The 16,736-nt window shown below is 47.8% G+C and carries 14 protein-coding genes; 8 read left to right on the forward strand and 6 right to left on the reverse strand.

Annotated elements, in window-relative coordinates:
* Positions 1–87 precede the first annotated feature (87 nt).
* From ACJ2PR_RS10675 to ACJ2PR_RS10685, 3 genes are all read right to left on the reverse strand, one after another.
* Positions 88–285 carry a hypothetical protein gene (locus ACJ2PR_RS10675; RefSeq protein WP_446856650.1) on the reverse strand — a complete coding sequence of 66 codons (198 nt, stop codon included), beginning with the start codon at positions 283–285 and terminating at the stop codon, positions 88–90.
* Positions 286–482: 197 nt separating this feature from the next.
* The gene (locus tag ACJ2PR_RS10680; RefSeq protein ID WP_446876985.1) at positions 483–1,535 is read right to left on the reverse strand and encodes a response regulator; all 1,053 of its coding nucleotides are present in this window, start codon (positions 1,533–1,535) and stop codon (positions 483–485) included.
* 434 nt (positions 1,536–1,969) lie between these two features.
* The gene (locus ACJ2PR_RS10685) at positions 1,970–4,651 is read right to left on the reverse strand and encodes a DEAD/DEAH box helicase (RefSeq protein ID WP_446856652.1); all 2,682 of its coding nucleotides are present in this window, start codon (positions 4,649–4,651) and stop codon (positions 1,970–1,972) included.
* Positions 4,652–4,980: 329 nt separating this feature from the next.
* Here ACJ2PR_RS10685 and dnaA point away from each other — a divergent pair, with 329 nt between their 5' ends.
* Complete coding sequence (gene dnaA / locus ACJ2PR_RS10690; protein ID WP_446876986.1) at positions 4,981–6,357, forward strand: chromosomal replication initiator protein DnaA; 1,377 nt, start codon at positions 4,981–4,983, stop codon at positions 6,355–6,357.
* 216 nt (positions 6,358–6,573) lie between these two features.
* Here dnaA and ACJ2PR_RS10695 read toward each other — a convergent pair whose 3' ends face one another.
* Entirely contained in the window at positions 6,574–8,013 is a 1,440-nt protein-coding gene (locus ACJ2PR_RS10695; RefSeq protein ID WP_446876987.1) for a hypothetical protein, read from the reverse strand.
* A gap of 238 nt (positions 8,014–8,251) precedes the next feature.
* Between ACJ2PR_RS10695 and ACJ2PR_RS10700 the strand changes: the two genes are divergently transcribed.
* Complete coding sequence (locus ACJ2PR_RS10700; protein ID WP_446876988.1) at positions 8,252–8,797, forward strand: DUF6559 family protein; 546 nt, start codon at positions 8,252–8,254, stop codon at positions 8,795–8,797.
* 46 nt (positions 8,798–8,843) lie between these two features.
* On the opposite strand, the gene ACJ2PR_RS10705 is transcribed toward ACJ2PR_RS10700, so the two are convergent.
* On the reverse strand, positions 8,844–10,055 hold the full coding sequence (locus tag ACJ2PR_RS10705) for a glycosyltransferase family 4 protein (protein WP_446876989.1): 1,212 nt from the start codon (positions 10,053–10,055) through the stop codon (positions 8,844–8,846).
* A gap of 149 nt (positions 10,056–10,204) precedes the next feature.
* On the opposite strand from ACJ2PR_RS10705, the gene ACJ2PR_RS10710 reads away from it, so the two are divergent.
* From ACJ2PR_RS10710 to ACJ2PR_RS10735, 6 genes are all read left to right on the forward strand, one after another.
* Positions 10,205–10,768, forward strand: a complete 564-nt coding sequence (locus tag ACJ2PR_RS10710) for a class I SAM-dependent methyltransferase (RefSeq protein WP_446876990.1) — start codon at positions 10,205–10,207, stop codon at positions 10,766–10,768.
* Positions 10,769–11,210: 442 nt separating this feature from the next.
* The gene (locus ACJ2PR_RS10715; RefSeq protein ID WP_446866079.1) at positions 11,211–11,852 is read left to right on the forward strand and encodes a hypothetical protein; all 642 of its coding nucleotides are present in this window, start codon (positions 11,211–11,213) and stop codon (positions 11,850–11,852) included.
* Positions 11,849–12,490: an OmpA family protein gene (locus ACJ2PR_RS10720; protein ID WP_446876991.1), complete on the forward strand. Its 642-nt coding sequence runs from the start codon at positions 11,849–11,851 to the stop codon at positions 12,488–12,490. Before ACJ2PR_RS10715 ends, ACJ2PR_RS10720 begins: the two co-directional genes overlap by 4 nt.
* Positions 12,491–12,966: 476 nt before the next feature.
* A complete protein-coding gene (locus ACJ2PR_RS10725) occupies positions 12,967–13,986 on the forward strand; it encodes an Npun_R2821/Npun_R2822 family protein (protein WP_446876992.1) in 1,020 nt (339 codons plus the stop codon).
* A gap of 55 nt (positions 13,987–14,041) precedes the next feature.
* Positions 14,042–14,989 (forward strand): glycosyltransferase family 2 protein, encoded by a 948-nt coding sequence (locus tag ACJ2PR_RS10730; RefSeq protein ID WP_446876993.1) that lies wholly within the window; start codon positions 14,042–14,044, stop codon positions 14,987–14,989.
* Between the two features lie 96 nt (positions 14,990–15,085).
* Positions 15,086–16,045 (forward strand): glycosyltransferase family 2 protein, encoded by a 960-nt coding sequence (locus ACJ2PR_RS10735; RefSeq protein WP_446876994.1) that lies wholly within the window; start codon positions 15,086–15,088, stop codon positions 16,043–16,045.
* A gap of 9 nt (positions 16,046–16,054) precedes the next feature.
* Here the strand turns inward: ACJ2PR_RS10735 and ACJ2PR_RS10740 are convergent, their stop codons facing one another.
* Positions 16,055–16,546, reverse strand: a complete 492-nt coding sequence (locus ACJ2PR_RS10740) for a universal stress protein (RefSeq protein ID WP_446856869.1) — start codon at positions 16,544–16,546, stop codon at positions 16,055–16,057.
* Positions 16,547–16,736: the final 190 nt, after the last annotated feature.

Consider the following 16,736-nt stretch of genomic DNA (forward strand, 5'->3'; position numbering starts at 1 on the left):
AGACACAGTAGCCGTTTGCTTTCTTTTAGCGGTTGGCAGTTTGATTAATCTCATCCTAATGCCTGGACTCAAATTCTGCTCACTGCCTCACTCGACATTAGCAACTCGAAACCCCATCTGACACTCATATTGACTGGGCTGAGTCTCAGACAACTTACGAATCGCATAGCCGCAGCGAAGTTGTCCCTGTTGCCAGCGAGGTTGGCCACTCTGGTCAGCCAGCAAACAGGTTTGACAGACTTTTTGTGGAGAAATAATTTGATCGCCCACCAGGATGACTAACATGCACCACACCTCCCGTAGACTTGGCTGAGATTGACGTTAAATTGACATGAGTAAGCGCTTTAGTAAGAGTTTTCATTGGCAGCAAAACTCTGCGGATCTCCAGAGGTGTCTCAATTTTAGAGTAGCTCTTAGAAGAAGTCGGACATGCTTTATACAGCTTCATGGGAAGGCGCGATCGACGTTCTCAACGTCTAGCCTCAAGGTTTGCGGGCGCTTTTGATGTACTTTTGAAACCAGATTGATAGATCACCCTGTTGAATGGTTGGAGGCGTGGCTGGCTGGATTTCGATCGTCCGAATAAACTCACTAAACTTAGTAATTAGCTCCGGGTTGCGCCAGCCCTTAGCGGTTTCTTCCTCGATAATTTTGAGCGCCTCCTCCGGGGAGAACGCCTTTTTGTAAGGACGCTCACTCGTCAAAGCATCGTAGATATCAACCACTTGAAAAATCTGTGCCAGATGTGGAATCTCACCCTCGACCAGCCCATCTGGGTAGCCCGACCCATCCCAGCGCTCATGATGGTGACGAATAATCGGGACAACTCCGCGCATCGTTCTTAGGGGTTGACAGATTTTTTCGCCAATCAAGACATGCTGCTGCATCACTTCCCACTCTTCGGGCGTGAGTTTGCCCTGTTTGAGCAAGACCGCATCTGGGATGCCCACCTTGCCAATGTCGTGTAGATAGCCGCCCCACATCAAATCGCGGACTTCGGGACGAGACAACCCTAAGAATTCACCAAAGGCTTTGCCCCGCATCACGAGCCGTTCACAATGATCCCCGGTGTTGGGGTCGCGACTTTCGACGGTGCGCGCGATCGAGAACAACACTTTTTCGGCATGGTCGAGATCTTCGTTCAGCCGTTTTTGGCGGATTAGCGACTTGACCCGTGCTGAGAGTTCTAATTGATCAAATGGCTTGGTCAGAAAATCATCGCCCCCTGCTTCGATGCCTCTGAGTCGGGCACGACGATCGTCCAGTGCGGTGACAAATACGATGGGTGTCAAACGAGTTTGTTCATCCGCTTTGAGGCGACGGCAGACCTCGTAGCCATCCATTCCGGGCATCATCACATCCAGAAGAATCAAATCTGGGTTAGTCGCAAAAACCTGTGAAAGTGCCGCAGAGCCGCTTTCTGCCTCCAAAACATCGTAACCCTCAACCGACAAGAGGGCAACGGCGGTCATCCGACTGGACGGGTGGTCATCTACCACAAGAATTCTAGGTCGCTCCAAATCCAGGTCGTTCACGTTGGAAAAACCCTAAACAACTGAGTCAATAAGAGTATGAATAGAGCCAAATTTTTGAGGGAGAACTGCGATTGGGCGTGATCAGGCGTTTTAGATAGCTTTCGACTGAGTATTTACGCACCGTTAACCAACTGCTCATCGCTCAGTGCCTACCTTTATCAACCCTGCGACGTGGCTCCCAAAGTTTAATTTCAGCCATCTAAGTACGCTAAATCGCTCTAGCGCTCTTTTCCCAGTATGGGCAAATGTTTTTATGAAGCAATCAGGCTTTTTACGGAGATCAAGAGATTTTGTACGGAGAAGTTTTGTCTGCTTATTCACGGCTGAATTGAGTACAGGGAAGGAGCTTCGAGAATCATAGCTGAGTTATGCCAGTAGATGGAGATTATAAATTTTACATTAACTAGCTCAGTACTACGGTCTTTGGGGGGTCATTACTCAACCCCTTCGTTGACTGGGAAGCGATCGATGAGCGCGATCGCCCGAAGCGCGTTGGTTTGAATCGGTCTAGCCGCATGGGGAATGTGAGGAATTTGCGACAGAAAATCGAGGGTACGGCGCAAAATCCGCACCACATCGCCTTCATCTAAGCTGGTATTGGCGCAGAGTTCTGTCCATTCGGTGCCTAGGGCCCACTGCTCGACCAGTCCGATAAAGTCATATTCGAGCCAGACAGGGAGGGTGACTTGGTGACGACGCTGAAGCTGAAAAAGCTGTCGCCGAATGCCTCTGAGTTCGCTTAGGGCATCCTCGACCTCCGAAGAAACGTCGTAGCGAGTCCAACTATCGGGGCGAGAGACTTCGGTTACCAGAGCTGCACAAGCGGCTGCTAGATGGTGGGGATCAAGGTGGTCAAGATCACCCGACATGATGGCCAATCCGAGCCAAAGTTCGTTGTCTCCCCGAATGGCAGCGGTTGCTTGCCCTAGATCGGTTGGCATGAGTCCCTGGAGACATCCAAAACTTTGCAGAATGGTAATCAGACTGAGAAATTCTTCCCAATGGCGTTGGGCTTGGCGATCGAGCTTTTCTTGACGATCTTGAATTTCTGCTTTGAGGGTTTGAATGCGTCGCTGCCGTTTCATCAAGTAGCTGCGATCGCCCCAGGCGTGAACCGGATGAGACTCAATTTGGGCATGGACGGCCTCCATGCGTTGCAGTTGGGCGTAGACTTCGGGGGCATCTTCGTCTGAGCCGGGGACATCGGGAATTTTGCGCGCGATCGCGTCGGTTATTTCGTTACCGCTGCGAGACTGACCGGGTTTGGGTGGCAAATCTGAGGGCGGTAAAATTTCGTCTACTTCACGCAATCTGGGAATATCGCCCCGTAAATTTACTACGTCACCGACGGTTGAGATGTACCAGCGATTGTTTTGCCCCAAACAGACGAGATAGGGAAACTGCCCAGATCCCTGGACTTTGGTTACTAAGACCGCTGGAAGGGGATAAGCCATTCGCACATGGTCGCCTTTGAGTGAGACGAGGGTTCCGGCGACAGCAAACGAGAGGGCGATCGCCAGTTCTCCGGAGTGCATTTCGTCGGCTTGATGTTGCAGCGTTTTGAGCAGGCGCTTTTCTTCTTTGAGGCGTTCTTGCAGTTTTTCGTATTGCTCCATCAGCTTCCAATCGACCGAGGCAACCTGGGCTTCGAGTTGGGCAAGTTCGGCTTTGGCGCGATCGACTTCTTGCTGCTGAGGACGTAGATATAGCGTGGAGAGATATTGTCCAAAACTGCGCTCAACGAGTTCTTTGGCTTCGTCAATGGTGTGGGTTTGCAGGAGATTGAGCACCATTCCGTAGCTGGGTGTGAACTGACTCACCAGGGGGTCGGCTCCTGTTGTCGCCAGATAAGAGGCTTCTTTTGCGCCTTCAAAGGGCGTTTGGACGGTCACTACATAGCCTTCCTTATCCATCCCACGTCGGCCAGCCCGTCCTGCCATTTGCAGAAACTCTGAGGGATTTAGCAGGCGATGACCCAAATCGGTACGTTTGGAGAGGCTGGAGATTACGGTCGTGCGGGCAGGCATGTTGATCCCGGCGGCCAGGGTTTCTGTCGCGAAGACCACTTTGATCAGCCCTTGTTGAAAGAGTTCTTCGACCAGTCCTTTCCAGGCGGGCAAAATCCCAGCGTGATGGGCGGCGATGCCTCGATAGAGTGGCTCAACCTGTCCAGCCCGGCCAGCATCTGGATTTCTGCTGAGGAATTCGTCGATCGCCTCCTTTAGTCGCGCCGCTTCGGATGGATTCACCAGAGATAGCGGCCCCAGATTTGTCACCGCCTGATCGCATCCCTTGCGGCTAAAGATGAAGTAGATCGCAGGCAGCATGTCTTTTTCGCGTAGCTTGCTCAAGACAAAAGCAATGTTGGGGGCTTCGGGTCGGGGTGCGCCTCGCTGATTGGCTCCTTTGGGTCGATATTGCCCGCGTTTGGGCTTGAGGCGGGGGTTGATTTTTTGCTGGTCGTCGTCTAGTAAAGGAAACAGCCCTTTAGTATTGCAGAAAGAAAAATGGAGTGGCACAGGGCGAAAATCTGAGTAAATCAGATCAGTCGGGCCGTGAACTTGAGCAATCCAATCCGTAAGCTGATCGCTGTTGGCCACCGTAGCCGAGAGGGCAACGAGTTGAATCTCAGTTGGGCAGTAAATAATCGACTCTTCCCAGACCGTTCCGCGCTGGCGATCGTTCATGTAGTGACATTCATCCAGCACGACGGCTTCGACCCCCGTGAGGGAGGTGCCTACTTCTCCGATCGGCGTTCCGTAGAGCATGTTGCGAAAGATTTCGGTCGTCATCACCAGAATTGGCGCGTCTCGGTTGATCGACACATCCCCGGTCAGCAGACCCACTTTATCGGCTCCAAACTGATCCCGAAAATCACGGAGTTTTTGGTTAGACAGCGCTTTGAGCGGCGTGGTATAAAAGACGCGACCATTGCCCGCCAAGGCCCGATGAATGGCATATTCCCCGATCAGCGTTTTCCCCGAACCTGTGGGCGCACAGACCACCACGGACTTGTCTGCATTGAGCGCATCGATCGCCTGTCGCTGAAAGTCGTCTAGCTCAAAGGGAAATAGGGTTTGCAGATCAAGCCGAGCCGAGGGAGGGGAATTGTTCACACCCAAAAGTCCGAGAAGGTTACTGGAATCAGCCGAATTACCTGAGATTTGGGCAAAAGTTTCAGCAATTTGCTGAGAAACTCGCCGTCTGTGGTAGACGCTAATCTAAATATTAAACCCTTCTGCTAAGACCTGTAGAAAAGCTGAACCCAGGATTTGCAGCGTCTTGAGTCAGCAGTCTATAACGATCGCGAAATTCAGAAAAAAATGGAGTAAATTGTTTTATGCTTTTAGTCCCTTGTGGAAAACGACAGAAGACTAAAGGATGATCGTCTTGATGCTGTCTTCTGTTTGGCTTCACAGTTTGGTGGTCAGTTAGAGGTTTAACCGTGGAAATTGCGATCGAAAGTCTCTGGTCTCAGGTGCTAGAGCGGTTACAAGTTAGATTGAGTCGCCCCACGTTTGAGACTTGGATCAAAACTGCGATTCCAGAACAGCTTGACGATCACTGTCTGGTTTTGCGAACGCCGAATCCGTTTGCGCGGACTTGGATTCAAAAGTACTACATGAAGACGCTCACCGAGGTTGTCCACGATGTGTTGGGGCGGGCGGTTGAGATTCACATCACGGCCGCTCAAGGCGAAGATGGGATGGACATTGACTCTGAAATGTTTTTTTACCCGTTGCCGATCGAGGTGAGTGTTCCTGATCCCGCGCCTTCTGGTCAACGTCGCAATTCTGACCTCAATCCGAAGTACATTTTTTCGCGTCTGGTGGTCGGGCCCAACAATCGAATGGCGCACGCGGCTTCGCTGGCCGTTGCAGAATCTCCGGGACGCGAGTTTAATCCGCTCTTTTTGTGTGGCGGTGTCGGGTTGGGTAAGACGCATTTGATGCAGGCGATCGGGCACTATCGGTTAGAAATTTGCCCCAATTCTAAAGTTTTCTACGTCTCGACTGAGCAGTTTCAAAACGATCTGATTGCCGCGATTCGCAAAGATAGTATGCCGAGCTTTCATGAATTGTATCGGGCGGTAGACGTGCTGTTGGTAGACGATATTCAGTTCATCGAAGGTCGGGAGTATATGCAGGAGGAGTTTTTTCACACCTTCAACACGCTGCATGAGGCGGGAAAACAGGTGGTTTTGGCTTCCGATCGTCCCCCCAATCAAATTCCCAAACTTCAAGAGCGCCTTTGTTCTCGGTTTTCAATGGGGCTGATTGCTGACATTCAACTCCCCGATCTGGAAACGCGCATGGCGATTTTGCAAAAGAAGGCGGAGTATGAAAACATGCGTCTGCCGCGTGAGGTGATTGAGTACATTGCATCAAGCTATACGTCCAACATTCGAGAGCTAGAAGGGGCGCTGATTCGAGCGGTGGCCTACATTTCGATTTCGGGTCTGCCGATGACCGTGGAGAATATTGCGCCTGTGTTAAATCCGCCCGTTGAGAAAGTTGAAGCGTCTCCCAAGGCGGTGATCACGACGGTAGCGGAGGTGTTTGGTGTGTCGATCGACGACCTCAAAGGCAATTCTCGCCGTAGAGAAATCAGCGTGGCTCGACAGATTGGCATGTATTTGATGCGGCACCACACCGAGTTGAGCCTGCCCAAGATTGGGGAAGAGTTTGGCGGCAAAGATCACACCACGGTGATGTATAGCTGTGACAAAATTTCTCAACTCAAAGAGAGCGATCCGAGTATGGCCCAAACCTTGAGACAGTTGGGCGATCGTATTAATCTAGCCAGCCAGCCGCGCAAATGATTTTTAGGATCGTGAATTAACGTCAGTCTCCACTGAAGGCGCACCCTCCGGAGGAACGAAACAAATCTACGGTTTCTCAGAAGTTCGACGATTTTTTCGCTGCCGTGTTCAAGTCTTCTGCCCCGCAAGCTGTCAATTCTGGGGGACTTCATGACCAGATCCGTAGTTTAAAGCCCTCACTCGTGGGGGGTTAGCTTGCTCTCCCAAATAGCTTATTCAAGGAAGTACCTTCACAGGCTTGTTGGAGGGCCGAGGTGATTTTTTGGGAGTGGGGGAAGGCGGCAGTTCGATATCTGGCTCTAGCTCACTTGAATCTAGCTGACTAAGCAGTTTGATAATCTGGGCACGGCTAGTCGGCCTTTCTTGAGGCTGTTTTTTGAGCCATGCGATCGCGCTCGATCGGCTTTGTCGAGCGGCCAAAATCAATGCGCCCCAGGTTTGCACATCCTGTCGGACGGGATTGATCCGCAGTGCTGCACTGACTCGCTTCCATAAGCGGCCCGAATCTGTCTTTAACAAGCTGGCCACTTCATTCAGGTCAGTTGGGTTTTGTAAAAGCTGTTGTGCCCTAAACCATCGACCATCTGTGAGATTGACCAGGGCTTGTTGTCCGGCGCTGACCCACGGTTTTTCGGCTTGCGATCGCGTCACTTGAGCATGTTTTTCTACCAAAGTCATTTGAGCTTGAGCGGCTAAAGTCCACTCTGAAGGGTTGCGCTGCTTGACCGATTGCAGAATTTCTAAAGCAGTAGACCACAGGCCATTTTGAGCCAGATAGAGCGCATCGACGTAGGCTCCATTCTCTAAAGCAGGCTTTTTGAGGTCGATCGGCTGAAGAACGGGGTCAGACCCTTTGCGCGATCGCAGTTGATACACTTGAAAGTCGGGTTCGAGTCCGACGGTTTGATTGACCGATAGCTCAGATGGGTTACCTTTGGCGGGTTTTTGCCAGGTCGGAAGTTCTCCGGGAGGACCTGTCCAACGCAGCATGACGCTCAGGCGAATGCGATCGGGGTTGTAGTGAATAACTTGCCCATAGGTGACAGCGTTGTCCCCAGCATCCATCTGTCCGCTTAGATTGAGCCAGGTGCCCCGTGGAGTGGTCTTGTCTTCAAAGCGCTGTAAAGTGCCCAAAGGAAGCGCGCGATCAGCGGACTGATATCCAGGTCTGGCTTTGGCGATCGGGGCAACGACAAACGATTCTTCTAGCTCATCGACGTTCATCTGACTGATCATCTGTACGGTGTCTCGCGATCGCCCACGGGAGTTGTTGACCGGACGGTAGACGCGCAGTTCAGTAATGCGATCGCAGTTGAGATCACAGTTTTCTTTGCGTTTCAAAACGGGCAGCAAGAGATCGGTTGCTTTGGTGTTAGATCGTTCGAGCAAAATCGGATCGCCTGTTGTCAATCCTGCTTTTTTGAGGGCTGCTTGCACTTCTGCTAGCGTTCGCGGTTCATCGGCTCCGACGGGAATTTTTGCCCCTGCGGGAAGATATTGATTGAGCCAGACGACCGATCGCGGATCGACAATAAACTGCACACTCAACCAGGCACTTCCGGCGACTAACCCGGCTGCACCAATAAGGACGACGATCGCGCCTACGGTGCCCCACCGAATTCGCAAAAGTGTTCTGGAAATGGAATGGTATTTCATGCCCGATCGCGACCAAGTTTAGAGGGGGATTGTTACACGATGGTATACGCGAAGAAAGAATTTTGTACTAAGTTTTGAGGAAATCGTTGACTTTTGAGCTTTGCCTCGATCTTTAGGGAAAGTGTTGGCTCAGGCGTTCTTTTGCAAGCACTTTCTGAAATAAGAGAGGGGCTGAGTGTATGGAACGGTGACAGGGTGAAGACGACTCCTAGTGAATTTCTAGTGTAGAGATAAGCCGATGTCAAATTTATTGCAAGAAGCCTTGAATGGATTGGCGGCGATCGCGATTGTAGCCGGAAGTCTCGCCATCGTGGTGGTGCCTATAGAGTTAGTCAGACGCTCAGACCTCAAGCAAAAGAAACGCCTCGCCATTCGCACCTATGCCAAACGCCTGGGCCGATTGCTCCGTGCCCGCTATGGGTCACAAAAGAGCTACACACCTGCTCAAGTCAAAAGCATGACTAAAGAGTGGGGCTACAGTACTCGTCATGATTGCTATGGGTTAGCGATGTATTGTGATGCGGTTAGCTTTGTGGACTATCACCGAGCGATCGGAGAGTCTTGTAATTATGAATTAATGCGCGGCGAGATCAGGGATTGCTTGTTTCTGGCTGACTCTGCATTTGACATCTCGGATGTGATTGATGCGGGGACTAATTTTGACCAAAGTGGACATCATTATCCCGATCACGGTGGAGATGGCAGTGGGCATCCCGATCACCAGTCCGGCGACTACAGCGGACATCACGATTATGACTTTGGCAACCACGATGGGGGGGCATGACGGCGGAGACTATTAACCGTTTGGAAGGGCACCTAGCCAAAGACTCTCATCCTGCTAAAGCTTCTTCATAGAGTCGTCCGGCTTGCTCCCAGGTGTAATCAGCTTCGATGAGCGATCGTCCCGCTTGTGAAAGCTGTTCTCGCAGGGATGCGTCTTCAAATAATCGCCCGATCGCTTGTACATAGTCTTCGACTCGATTGGCTCTCAACGCCCGCAGCGGAACGTCTAACCCATCGACGGTCATACCTTCTAAGCCACGATCGCTCGATACGACTGGCGTTCCGGCGGCCATTGCTTCTAGCGTTTTATTTTTGATTCCATATCCCGTTCGCATGGGGATGACGCAAACCGTTGCTTGATGAAGATAATCTGACATCGAGGGAACGCGACCTGTAACCGTAATACCGGGACGATCGCCCAGTTGCAGCACTTCTGGAGTCGGACGCGCCCCCACTAATGCCAGCGTAGTGTCGGGGTATTTTTGCTGTAGGACGGGCAGGATTTCTAAACTCAAAAATTGCACTGCGTCAATATTCGCCAGGTTATCCATCGCGCCAATAAAGATCAGTTTGTGACCACCTGGATCAGCCGTCCGATAAGGAAAGTCAGCAAAATCAACTCCGTTGGGAATCACTTGAAACTGAGCCGTTGGATTGAATGCTTGCAGTTGCGATCGATCTTCCTCAGTCGTCACGACAATGTTGGTAAATTTTTTGCAGTAGCGTTGTTCGTAGCGTTTTAGAAGCGGCAAATTTAAGCGATCGCGCAGTGTGTTTTCTGAAGTTCCCGTTTGCAGTTGATTTTTGCAAGATCCGTAAACAGAACTGTGAACATTCACAACTGTGCGGTGTGTTTTTCGAGATTCGGGACGAACGTAAATTTCGTTGACGCTGTGTTCACAGGTGATTACATCATATTTTCCCGACTGTATCGCTCGATCGACATATTCCTGCATCTCTGGCAGATAGCTAGACAAGACATTGGGCGGCGTTCCGGCGTTGAGAAACGTGGCAAAACGACCCAGCTTATCTAAAAATTTTTGAGTCGGCACTGTGTCAGGGCGAGCAAACACCACTAATTCTGAAACCTGATCATGCAGCGCTGCGACTTCAGTATCCGTGGTTTGGGGCGGTCTTTGAGTCAACAACGTGATTTGATGGCGCTGGCTGAGATATTTGAGCAGATTAAAGGTGCGAACCTGAGTTCCTCCGCCTGTGGGGGGATAGGGAAACGTCGAGGAGAGCATCAAAATATTCATAGTTTGAGGAGCGATCGCATACAACGTTTGATGACGGTCTGCAACCAGAGTTCCCTAAAATTTTTGGAAGTCCAATTTTATGAACTTGATCCGTCAATCGGGTGCCAGCGCCAATCTATTGTAGTGCCGCAATTCAGATGAGGTGAACGATGCCCAATCAAGAATGTCCTCACTTTAGCAATGCGCTCTTTAACGACATCTCACAAGATGGTCGATCGAATTATTTTTCTCCTGTCTGGGAGCAAGTTCTCAGCAAAGTTAAGATCCACAATTTGTTGGATGCAGGCTGCGGAATGGGAGTCTTTTCTTGCGCGGTCAAACCTCAAATTACAGGGCAACTGATTGGCATTGATGCCAATAGTTTTGCTTTAGAAAAAGCAAGGCAATATGGATTTCATAAAACTAATTTGGTAGAAGACTTCTGCACTCAATCTTTACCCTTAGAGAATGCGTCTGTTGATTTCATTCTCTGCAAAGATGTGTTTGAGCATCTTCTTGATCCATTACATTTATTAAAAGAATTGAGACGAGTTTTAACCCCAAAAGGTTATTTACTAATTAACGTGCCCAATCATTTTCCTTTGATGGCTAGAATCAAGTTTTTATTCACTCAAGATATTGACACCTGGAACTATTTTCCGAGTGCAAACTGTTGGAATTTTCCTCACATTCGATTTTTTAACTATGAGACCGTTTTAGAGTTCTTATCTTAGGAGAAGTTCGACCTGATTGAGAATTACTGTAGCTTTTTTCCAAGTGTTCCTTTAACAAGGCTGTGGCGACGATAATCAGGAGCGATCGAGAAACGATTAGCCGCTCAAAATCCAACTCAGTTTGCTGAGGGACTGACAATATTAGTGCAGTATTAGTGCAGTAGAAAACGTTTTAGAAGAGAGCTATTTCTTTATTCATCGATTAACCATCCTTAATCTTAACCTCTTGCCTTGACGTTAAAGTTAAATCAGGGTTAGCTTCGTGTAAATCCTTTGTGAGCCAAAAGTTAGACGCTATTTTGGTTAATCAAAAACGGTCAAATCATGATTCAAGTATTGATTGATACCTTAATTTAAGAGCTTGCTCCCAGTGTCAAACTTTTCGTCAAACCTTCTACAACTGCTCGACTTTCTACCTTTACTCAGCGAGTTTTAAGTAAGTATGTCTAATCTGCGCGATCGCCCCCCGTCTGAGCCGACCCGCAACAGTGGCAACGGTCTACGTGGCTTCTTGTATGGAATATTATTTACTGCTCTGATCGGTATCGGCGGAGCCGCCTACTTCTTCTTAAATCAGCGCCGTCCTGCGGCTACCGAAGTCGTCACCCCACCCACCACCGCCGTTTCGCCCCAACCTACTACAACGGTCGCTCCTAGTCCACCTGCTGCCTCGGTGGATAGTGGATCGCTCCCAGCCGCTCAAACTTTAAATCTTCAGGCTAACCATCCCAACGGCTCGACTTTGCGCCTGACGCAGCTTACGTTTGCAGAAGATAGTATTACGGCAAGCATCGCGATTACCAATGGTTATAAAGAGGCGATCAAGTTAAATGGCTCTGATGATATGCTGCTTTCGGACAGTTTAGGAAATCAGTATAATCTCGCCGCTCCACCGGAGAATTCTGAAATTACAATTCAACCGGGAACGACGCTCAAAGGGCAGTTTGTCTTTAAGGGACGCATTGCCCCAGGAAATAATACAGTCACGCTAACAACCAATTCTAAATTTGGTAATGATGCATCCTTTAGCACCTCTCCAAAATTTGTTCTTTCTAATATTTCGATCGGAGACACGGCCAAATGATTGAGCGACCGTTCATTTTGGGTGCGATCGCTTCGTGGTTACTGCTAACAGTTTTCGCGTGCTCAAAGCAACCCGAAAAAGCTCCTCAAACGACTACAATTACTCAAACAAGTCAGCCTGCGGTCACTCAGTTAGAACCTCCTCAAGCGATCGCCAGCACTCAACTCGAAGTTCAGCAACCTTTGCAAACTACAACAACTAGCGTTCAGGTTGAGAAGACGCTTTCAGAATTGCAGGCCGAGAAAACTAGTAGTGGAATTCGGATTAATTTGCCCGAAAACATTTTGTTTGACTTTGATAAATCTGAACTGCGACCCACGGCTAAACCGACACTTGCCAAACTAAGTTTGTTGTTGAAAAACTATAAAAATGCTCCGGTTGCAATCAACGGCTACACCGACAGCAAAGGCAGCGACGAATACAATCAGACGCTATCTGAAAAGCGTGCGGAATCCGTCAAAACTTATTTAAGTCAGAACTTTGGTATTAATACCAACCGTCTTGAATCTCAGGGATTTGGTAAGAGTCAGCCGATCGCGCCCAATGCGAATCCTGATGGTTCTGATAATCCTCAAGGCAGGCAAAAAAATCGTCGAGTTGAAGTGATTATTCGCAATCAAGCAGCAACAGGTGGTTAATCAGTTAGAGATCGAAAAGAAAAGAAGCATTGGGCTAACTTTTTTCTTGTTTTTAGCTTTTCACCTAACTTCATCCGAACAGATTTCCATCTTTTACCTCATTTTTCATTCGAGAATTGCAAGAACAAGATGGAATCTCAATTGCTTTTCGCCACTCAATCGAAATCGACAGAAATTTCGACCTTTTAGAGGAAACTACTGATCCTTCTACGAGAAATCACTTTTGCTCCATAAAAAATAGCTGAAGTTGAAGAGGTAAGGGGAAAATTTCGGGGGAGCATCCGGAGCAGGTTGCGATCGCTCTGAAGCATTCTCTCAGTGCATTTACATTTTTGAGAGCCTCCTGCCACAAATTAAGGAGATTGTCATCCGGGTTTGTCGGCTACCTAAGAAGACTTTCAAGTTTTACGATTGAGGCGCTGTGGACGTGCAACTTGGCAGATTCATAGTGTTTCATTCAAAAGGGAGCTTTTTTTATGCGATCAAGAGGCATTTATACGCTGGCAAATGATGGGGTGTACGACCAACTGGTTGCTCTCCTCAACAGTATCGAAGTTAACGTGGGTTCTGATATTCCGGTTTGTGTTATTCCGTTTGATGATCGTCTCGATCGCGTCAAGCAAGCTATTCGCACTCGTCCCAATGTGACATTGTTTGATAATCAGGAATCCCTCGATCGTTGGGAAGAATTTGCGCGTCAATTTGCTCAAGCTCACCCCGAAGCCAACCGCACTCAGCAATCACATCCTCGCTGGTATAAGGGACATTTACATCGAAAGTTTGCAGCATTTGATGGCGTTTTTGACGAGTTTGTTTTTTACGATGGTGACAGTTTGGCGATGAAGCCAATCGACGATATTTTTGAGAAACTACAAAGCTACGACTTTATTTTTAACGATTGGGAACACAAAAAATCTCGTGAAGTTGCGGCTCTAAATATTGCAGAAATTGAGCGATCGAGCGATCTTAAAGAATCAGAAATCCGTCCAAAGTTACACTGCTCTAGCTTTTTTGCGTCGAAGCGAGGATTGTTCGATCGCCAGGAAATTGCTTCAATGAAAAATCGCCTGATTAACCACCAAGAAGCGTCCTGGGTCAATGGACAGGGCTGGTGGGATGATGCTTTTTTGTTTAACTACATGACGCTAGTTTGTAACCGTCCACAGTTTAACTTTACGCTCAGTGAAACGGGGAGCGATCGCACCGGAAACTGCGCTAATGTTGACCCTTTTGTGGAAATCGATCACGTTCTCTACAGTGAGCAAGGCTTAAAGCCGATTCACCGCATTCACTATATGGGATATTCGTCCAATAGTTTTGCTCGTTTATGTCAGGGAGAGCTGAATAATATTCCCTACAAAGAAGTGTTTTTACACTACCGCTTCTTAAAAGAACCCGAACAAAAACCAGCCTTGTTAAAGCCTGCAAGTCCTATTATCCAAGTCGGCCGATTGCTAAATAAAACTGCGGCTAAAATCAAAAAAATTGTGCGTTAGAGAAGGGGATTATTTCTAATTAGTGGTTATCAATAAATCATCGTATCTATCGTTTATGCCTAAAATTAGCGTCTGCATTCCCACCTTCAATCGTGCATCCCTGTTGCCTCTAGCGATCGACAGCGTACTTCAGCAAACCCACTCAGACTGGGAGCTAATTGTTTGTGATGATGGCTCGATCGACAAAACGCCTGAGCTAATGTCTCGCTATCAAGATTCTCGAATTCGGTACATTCGACACCCTCAAAATGTTGGAAAAAGCAATAATATGCGCTCCGGATTTGAGGCAGCGATCGGTGAATATTTTATCAAGTTTGACGATGACGATCGTTTGACTCCAGACTACTTGCTAAAAACGAGTCAAATTCTAGATGAGAACCCTCAAATTGATTTTGTGGGAACGGATCATTGGGTCATTAATCCTGACAATCTTCGAGACCAAAACGCCACTGAACTCAACTCAAAAAAATGGGGGAGAACAAGTCTTTTAGAAGGAATTGTTGATAACTTATTAGAAGTTGTATTTGTCAAACAGAGCTTTCAAATTGGAGCTACCCTGTTTCGACGTAAGGCGCTTCAAGAGTTAGGCTTCATGCGGGCAAATATTCAAAACTGCGAAGACAATGATCTTCTGGTTCGGTTAGCATTAGCTGGAAAGCGAGCCTATTATTTGCCAGAGCGTTTGATGGAGTATCGATTTCATCCTGAACAGCAAGGAATTGATCGAGCCATTCCCTATCTCAAAGACAAACTCAACTATCTAAAAAGCTTTGAATTTGAATCAGAAAATTTGGAAACTGTGCGGCGATCGCGCATTGCAGAAACTCAACTTTTACTAGGATTACGGTTAATTGAAAAAGGAGAGACGGCAACAGGTCGAGATTTGGTCTTAGCAGGTCGATCAAACGCTTCATTCAAAGCCTATTCTGGACTGCTGTTATCTTTTATTCCCCCCTTTGCTCGTCAACAAGCCTTTGAGCTTTTGCGGAAGGCCCGAACATAGTTCAAAATTTGGTTTCTTCTAACAAAACTACTGTTGAACATTAATCAGTGATGAAGCGAATCGCGATGCCCAATTGAGCAATATTTGATTGAACTCATGGAAAAAACAGCCCCCAAAGTTTTTGTTCTAATTCTAAACTGGAACGGTCAGAAAGATACGATCGAATGTCTGGAGTCAGCTAGTAAAATTGAATACTCAAATTACGAAACAATCATCATTGATAACGGCTCGATCGACGATTCAGTCATCGTCTTTAAAGAGAAATTCCCTAACATCAAGCTTCTAGAAACAGGAGCAAATTTAGGATTTTCTGGCGGGAATAATGTTGGTATTGAGTATGCTTTAGCCCACGGCGCTGATTATGTCTTCTTATTGAATAATGATGCGATCGTCGATCCTCAAGTTCTCTCAACGCTGGTCGAAGCAGGCGAACAAAACTCAAAGGCAGGCGTATTGGGTTCAAAAATTTACTTCTATAAAGAGCCGAATAAAGTTTGGTTTGGAGGAGGAAAATGGTTAAGTGATCGAGCAGAATTTGATCATATTAATTATGGAAAAATCGACCAATTAAGCGAAGAATTGCCCGTTCAAGACACTGATTTTGTCTGCGGCTGTGCGTTTTTTATGAAGGCTGAAGCAATTAAAAAAATTGGCACACTCGAAGATAAATTCTTTTTGATGTGGGAGGAATGTGACTGGTGTTATCGAGCCAAAAGAGCGGGCTACATTTGTCTTCTAGTCCCCAATTCAAAAGTTTGGCACAAGATCTCAGCGAGCTTTAAGGGAGGAAATCGATCGCCTCACTATGAGTATTTTTGGTGGCGAAATCGCTTTCTCTGGATCGAACGCAACGCCCCTTCTACGATCGCTGCCCTTCAGTTCTATGCATTTGCCTTTAGGGGCATTTATCGTGAATTACGGAACTATTGGAATCCCCAAACAACTGATCGTCAAAGATTGGCTAAAAAAGCGGCTTTAGAAGGCATCAAAGATTACTTTTTGCGTCAATTTGGTAACTGTCCTGAGTGGGTGATCTCAGCAGCAAGTCAAAAATAAAGACACCTGTTACTTGGGCTTGACTACCCACACCGAACAGGGCGCATCTGCAACAATTTGACCGCTGACTGACCCCAACAAAATACGCTGCATTCCGGTCAAACCTCGGCTACCAATTACGATCAAATCAGCATTATAAATGTTAGCCAACCGAATAATTTCTTCTGCTGGGTCACCCATTACAATCTCTAATTCGCTGGCACAGGGCAAACTTTTTTGATACGTCTGCAACTGCTTCTCAATTTGGCCATAGGGGAAGCTTTCAAGATCTGCTTGGGGGCGATCGACCATCACATCCACTTCAGCCTCGTTAGCAGGAACGACATAGGAAAAAATCACCTTCATCTCCGATCGTAGGTGCAGATCTTGCAAAGTCTGGATTACTTGTTCAGATTGCGCTTTGGCAAACGATGAAGAATCTCCAACATCCAAAGCCACCAAAATTGTGTTGAGCATGGTCGCACTCCCGCCATCGCGCCAATTCTGTTTGACACGCAGCACTTTCAACCCTACACCTTTCCAAATCTCACTTCAGCCTTCTCGTTGAATCACTTAACACAACTCATTCCCCTTTACATAGCAGAACGAAGTCATCCCTCATCCCTCCTCGCGCAGCGGAACAAAGTTCTCCCTCATCCCTCATCCCTCACCCCTCATCCCTCATCCCTCATCCCTCATCCCTCATCCCTCA

It is taken from the genome of Phormidesmis sp. 146-33, assembly GCF_052939515.1.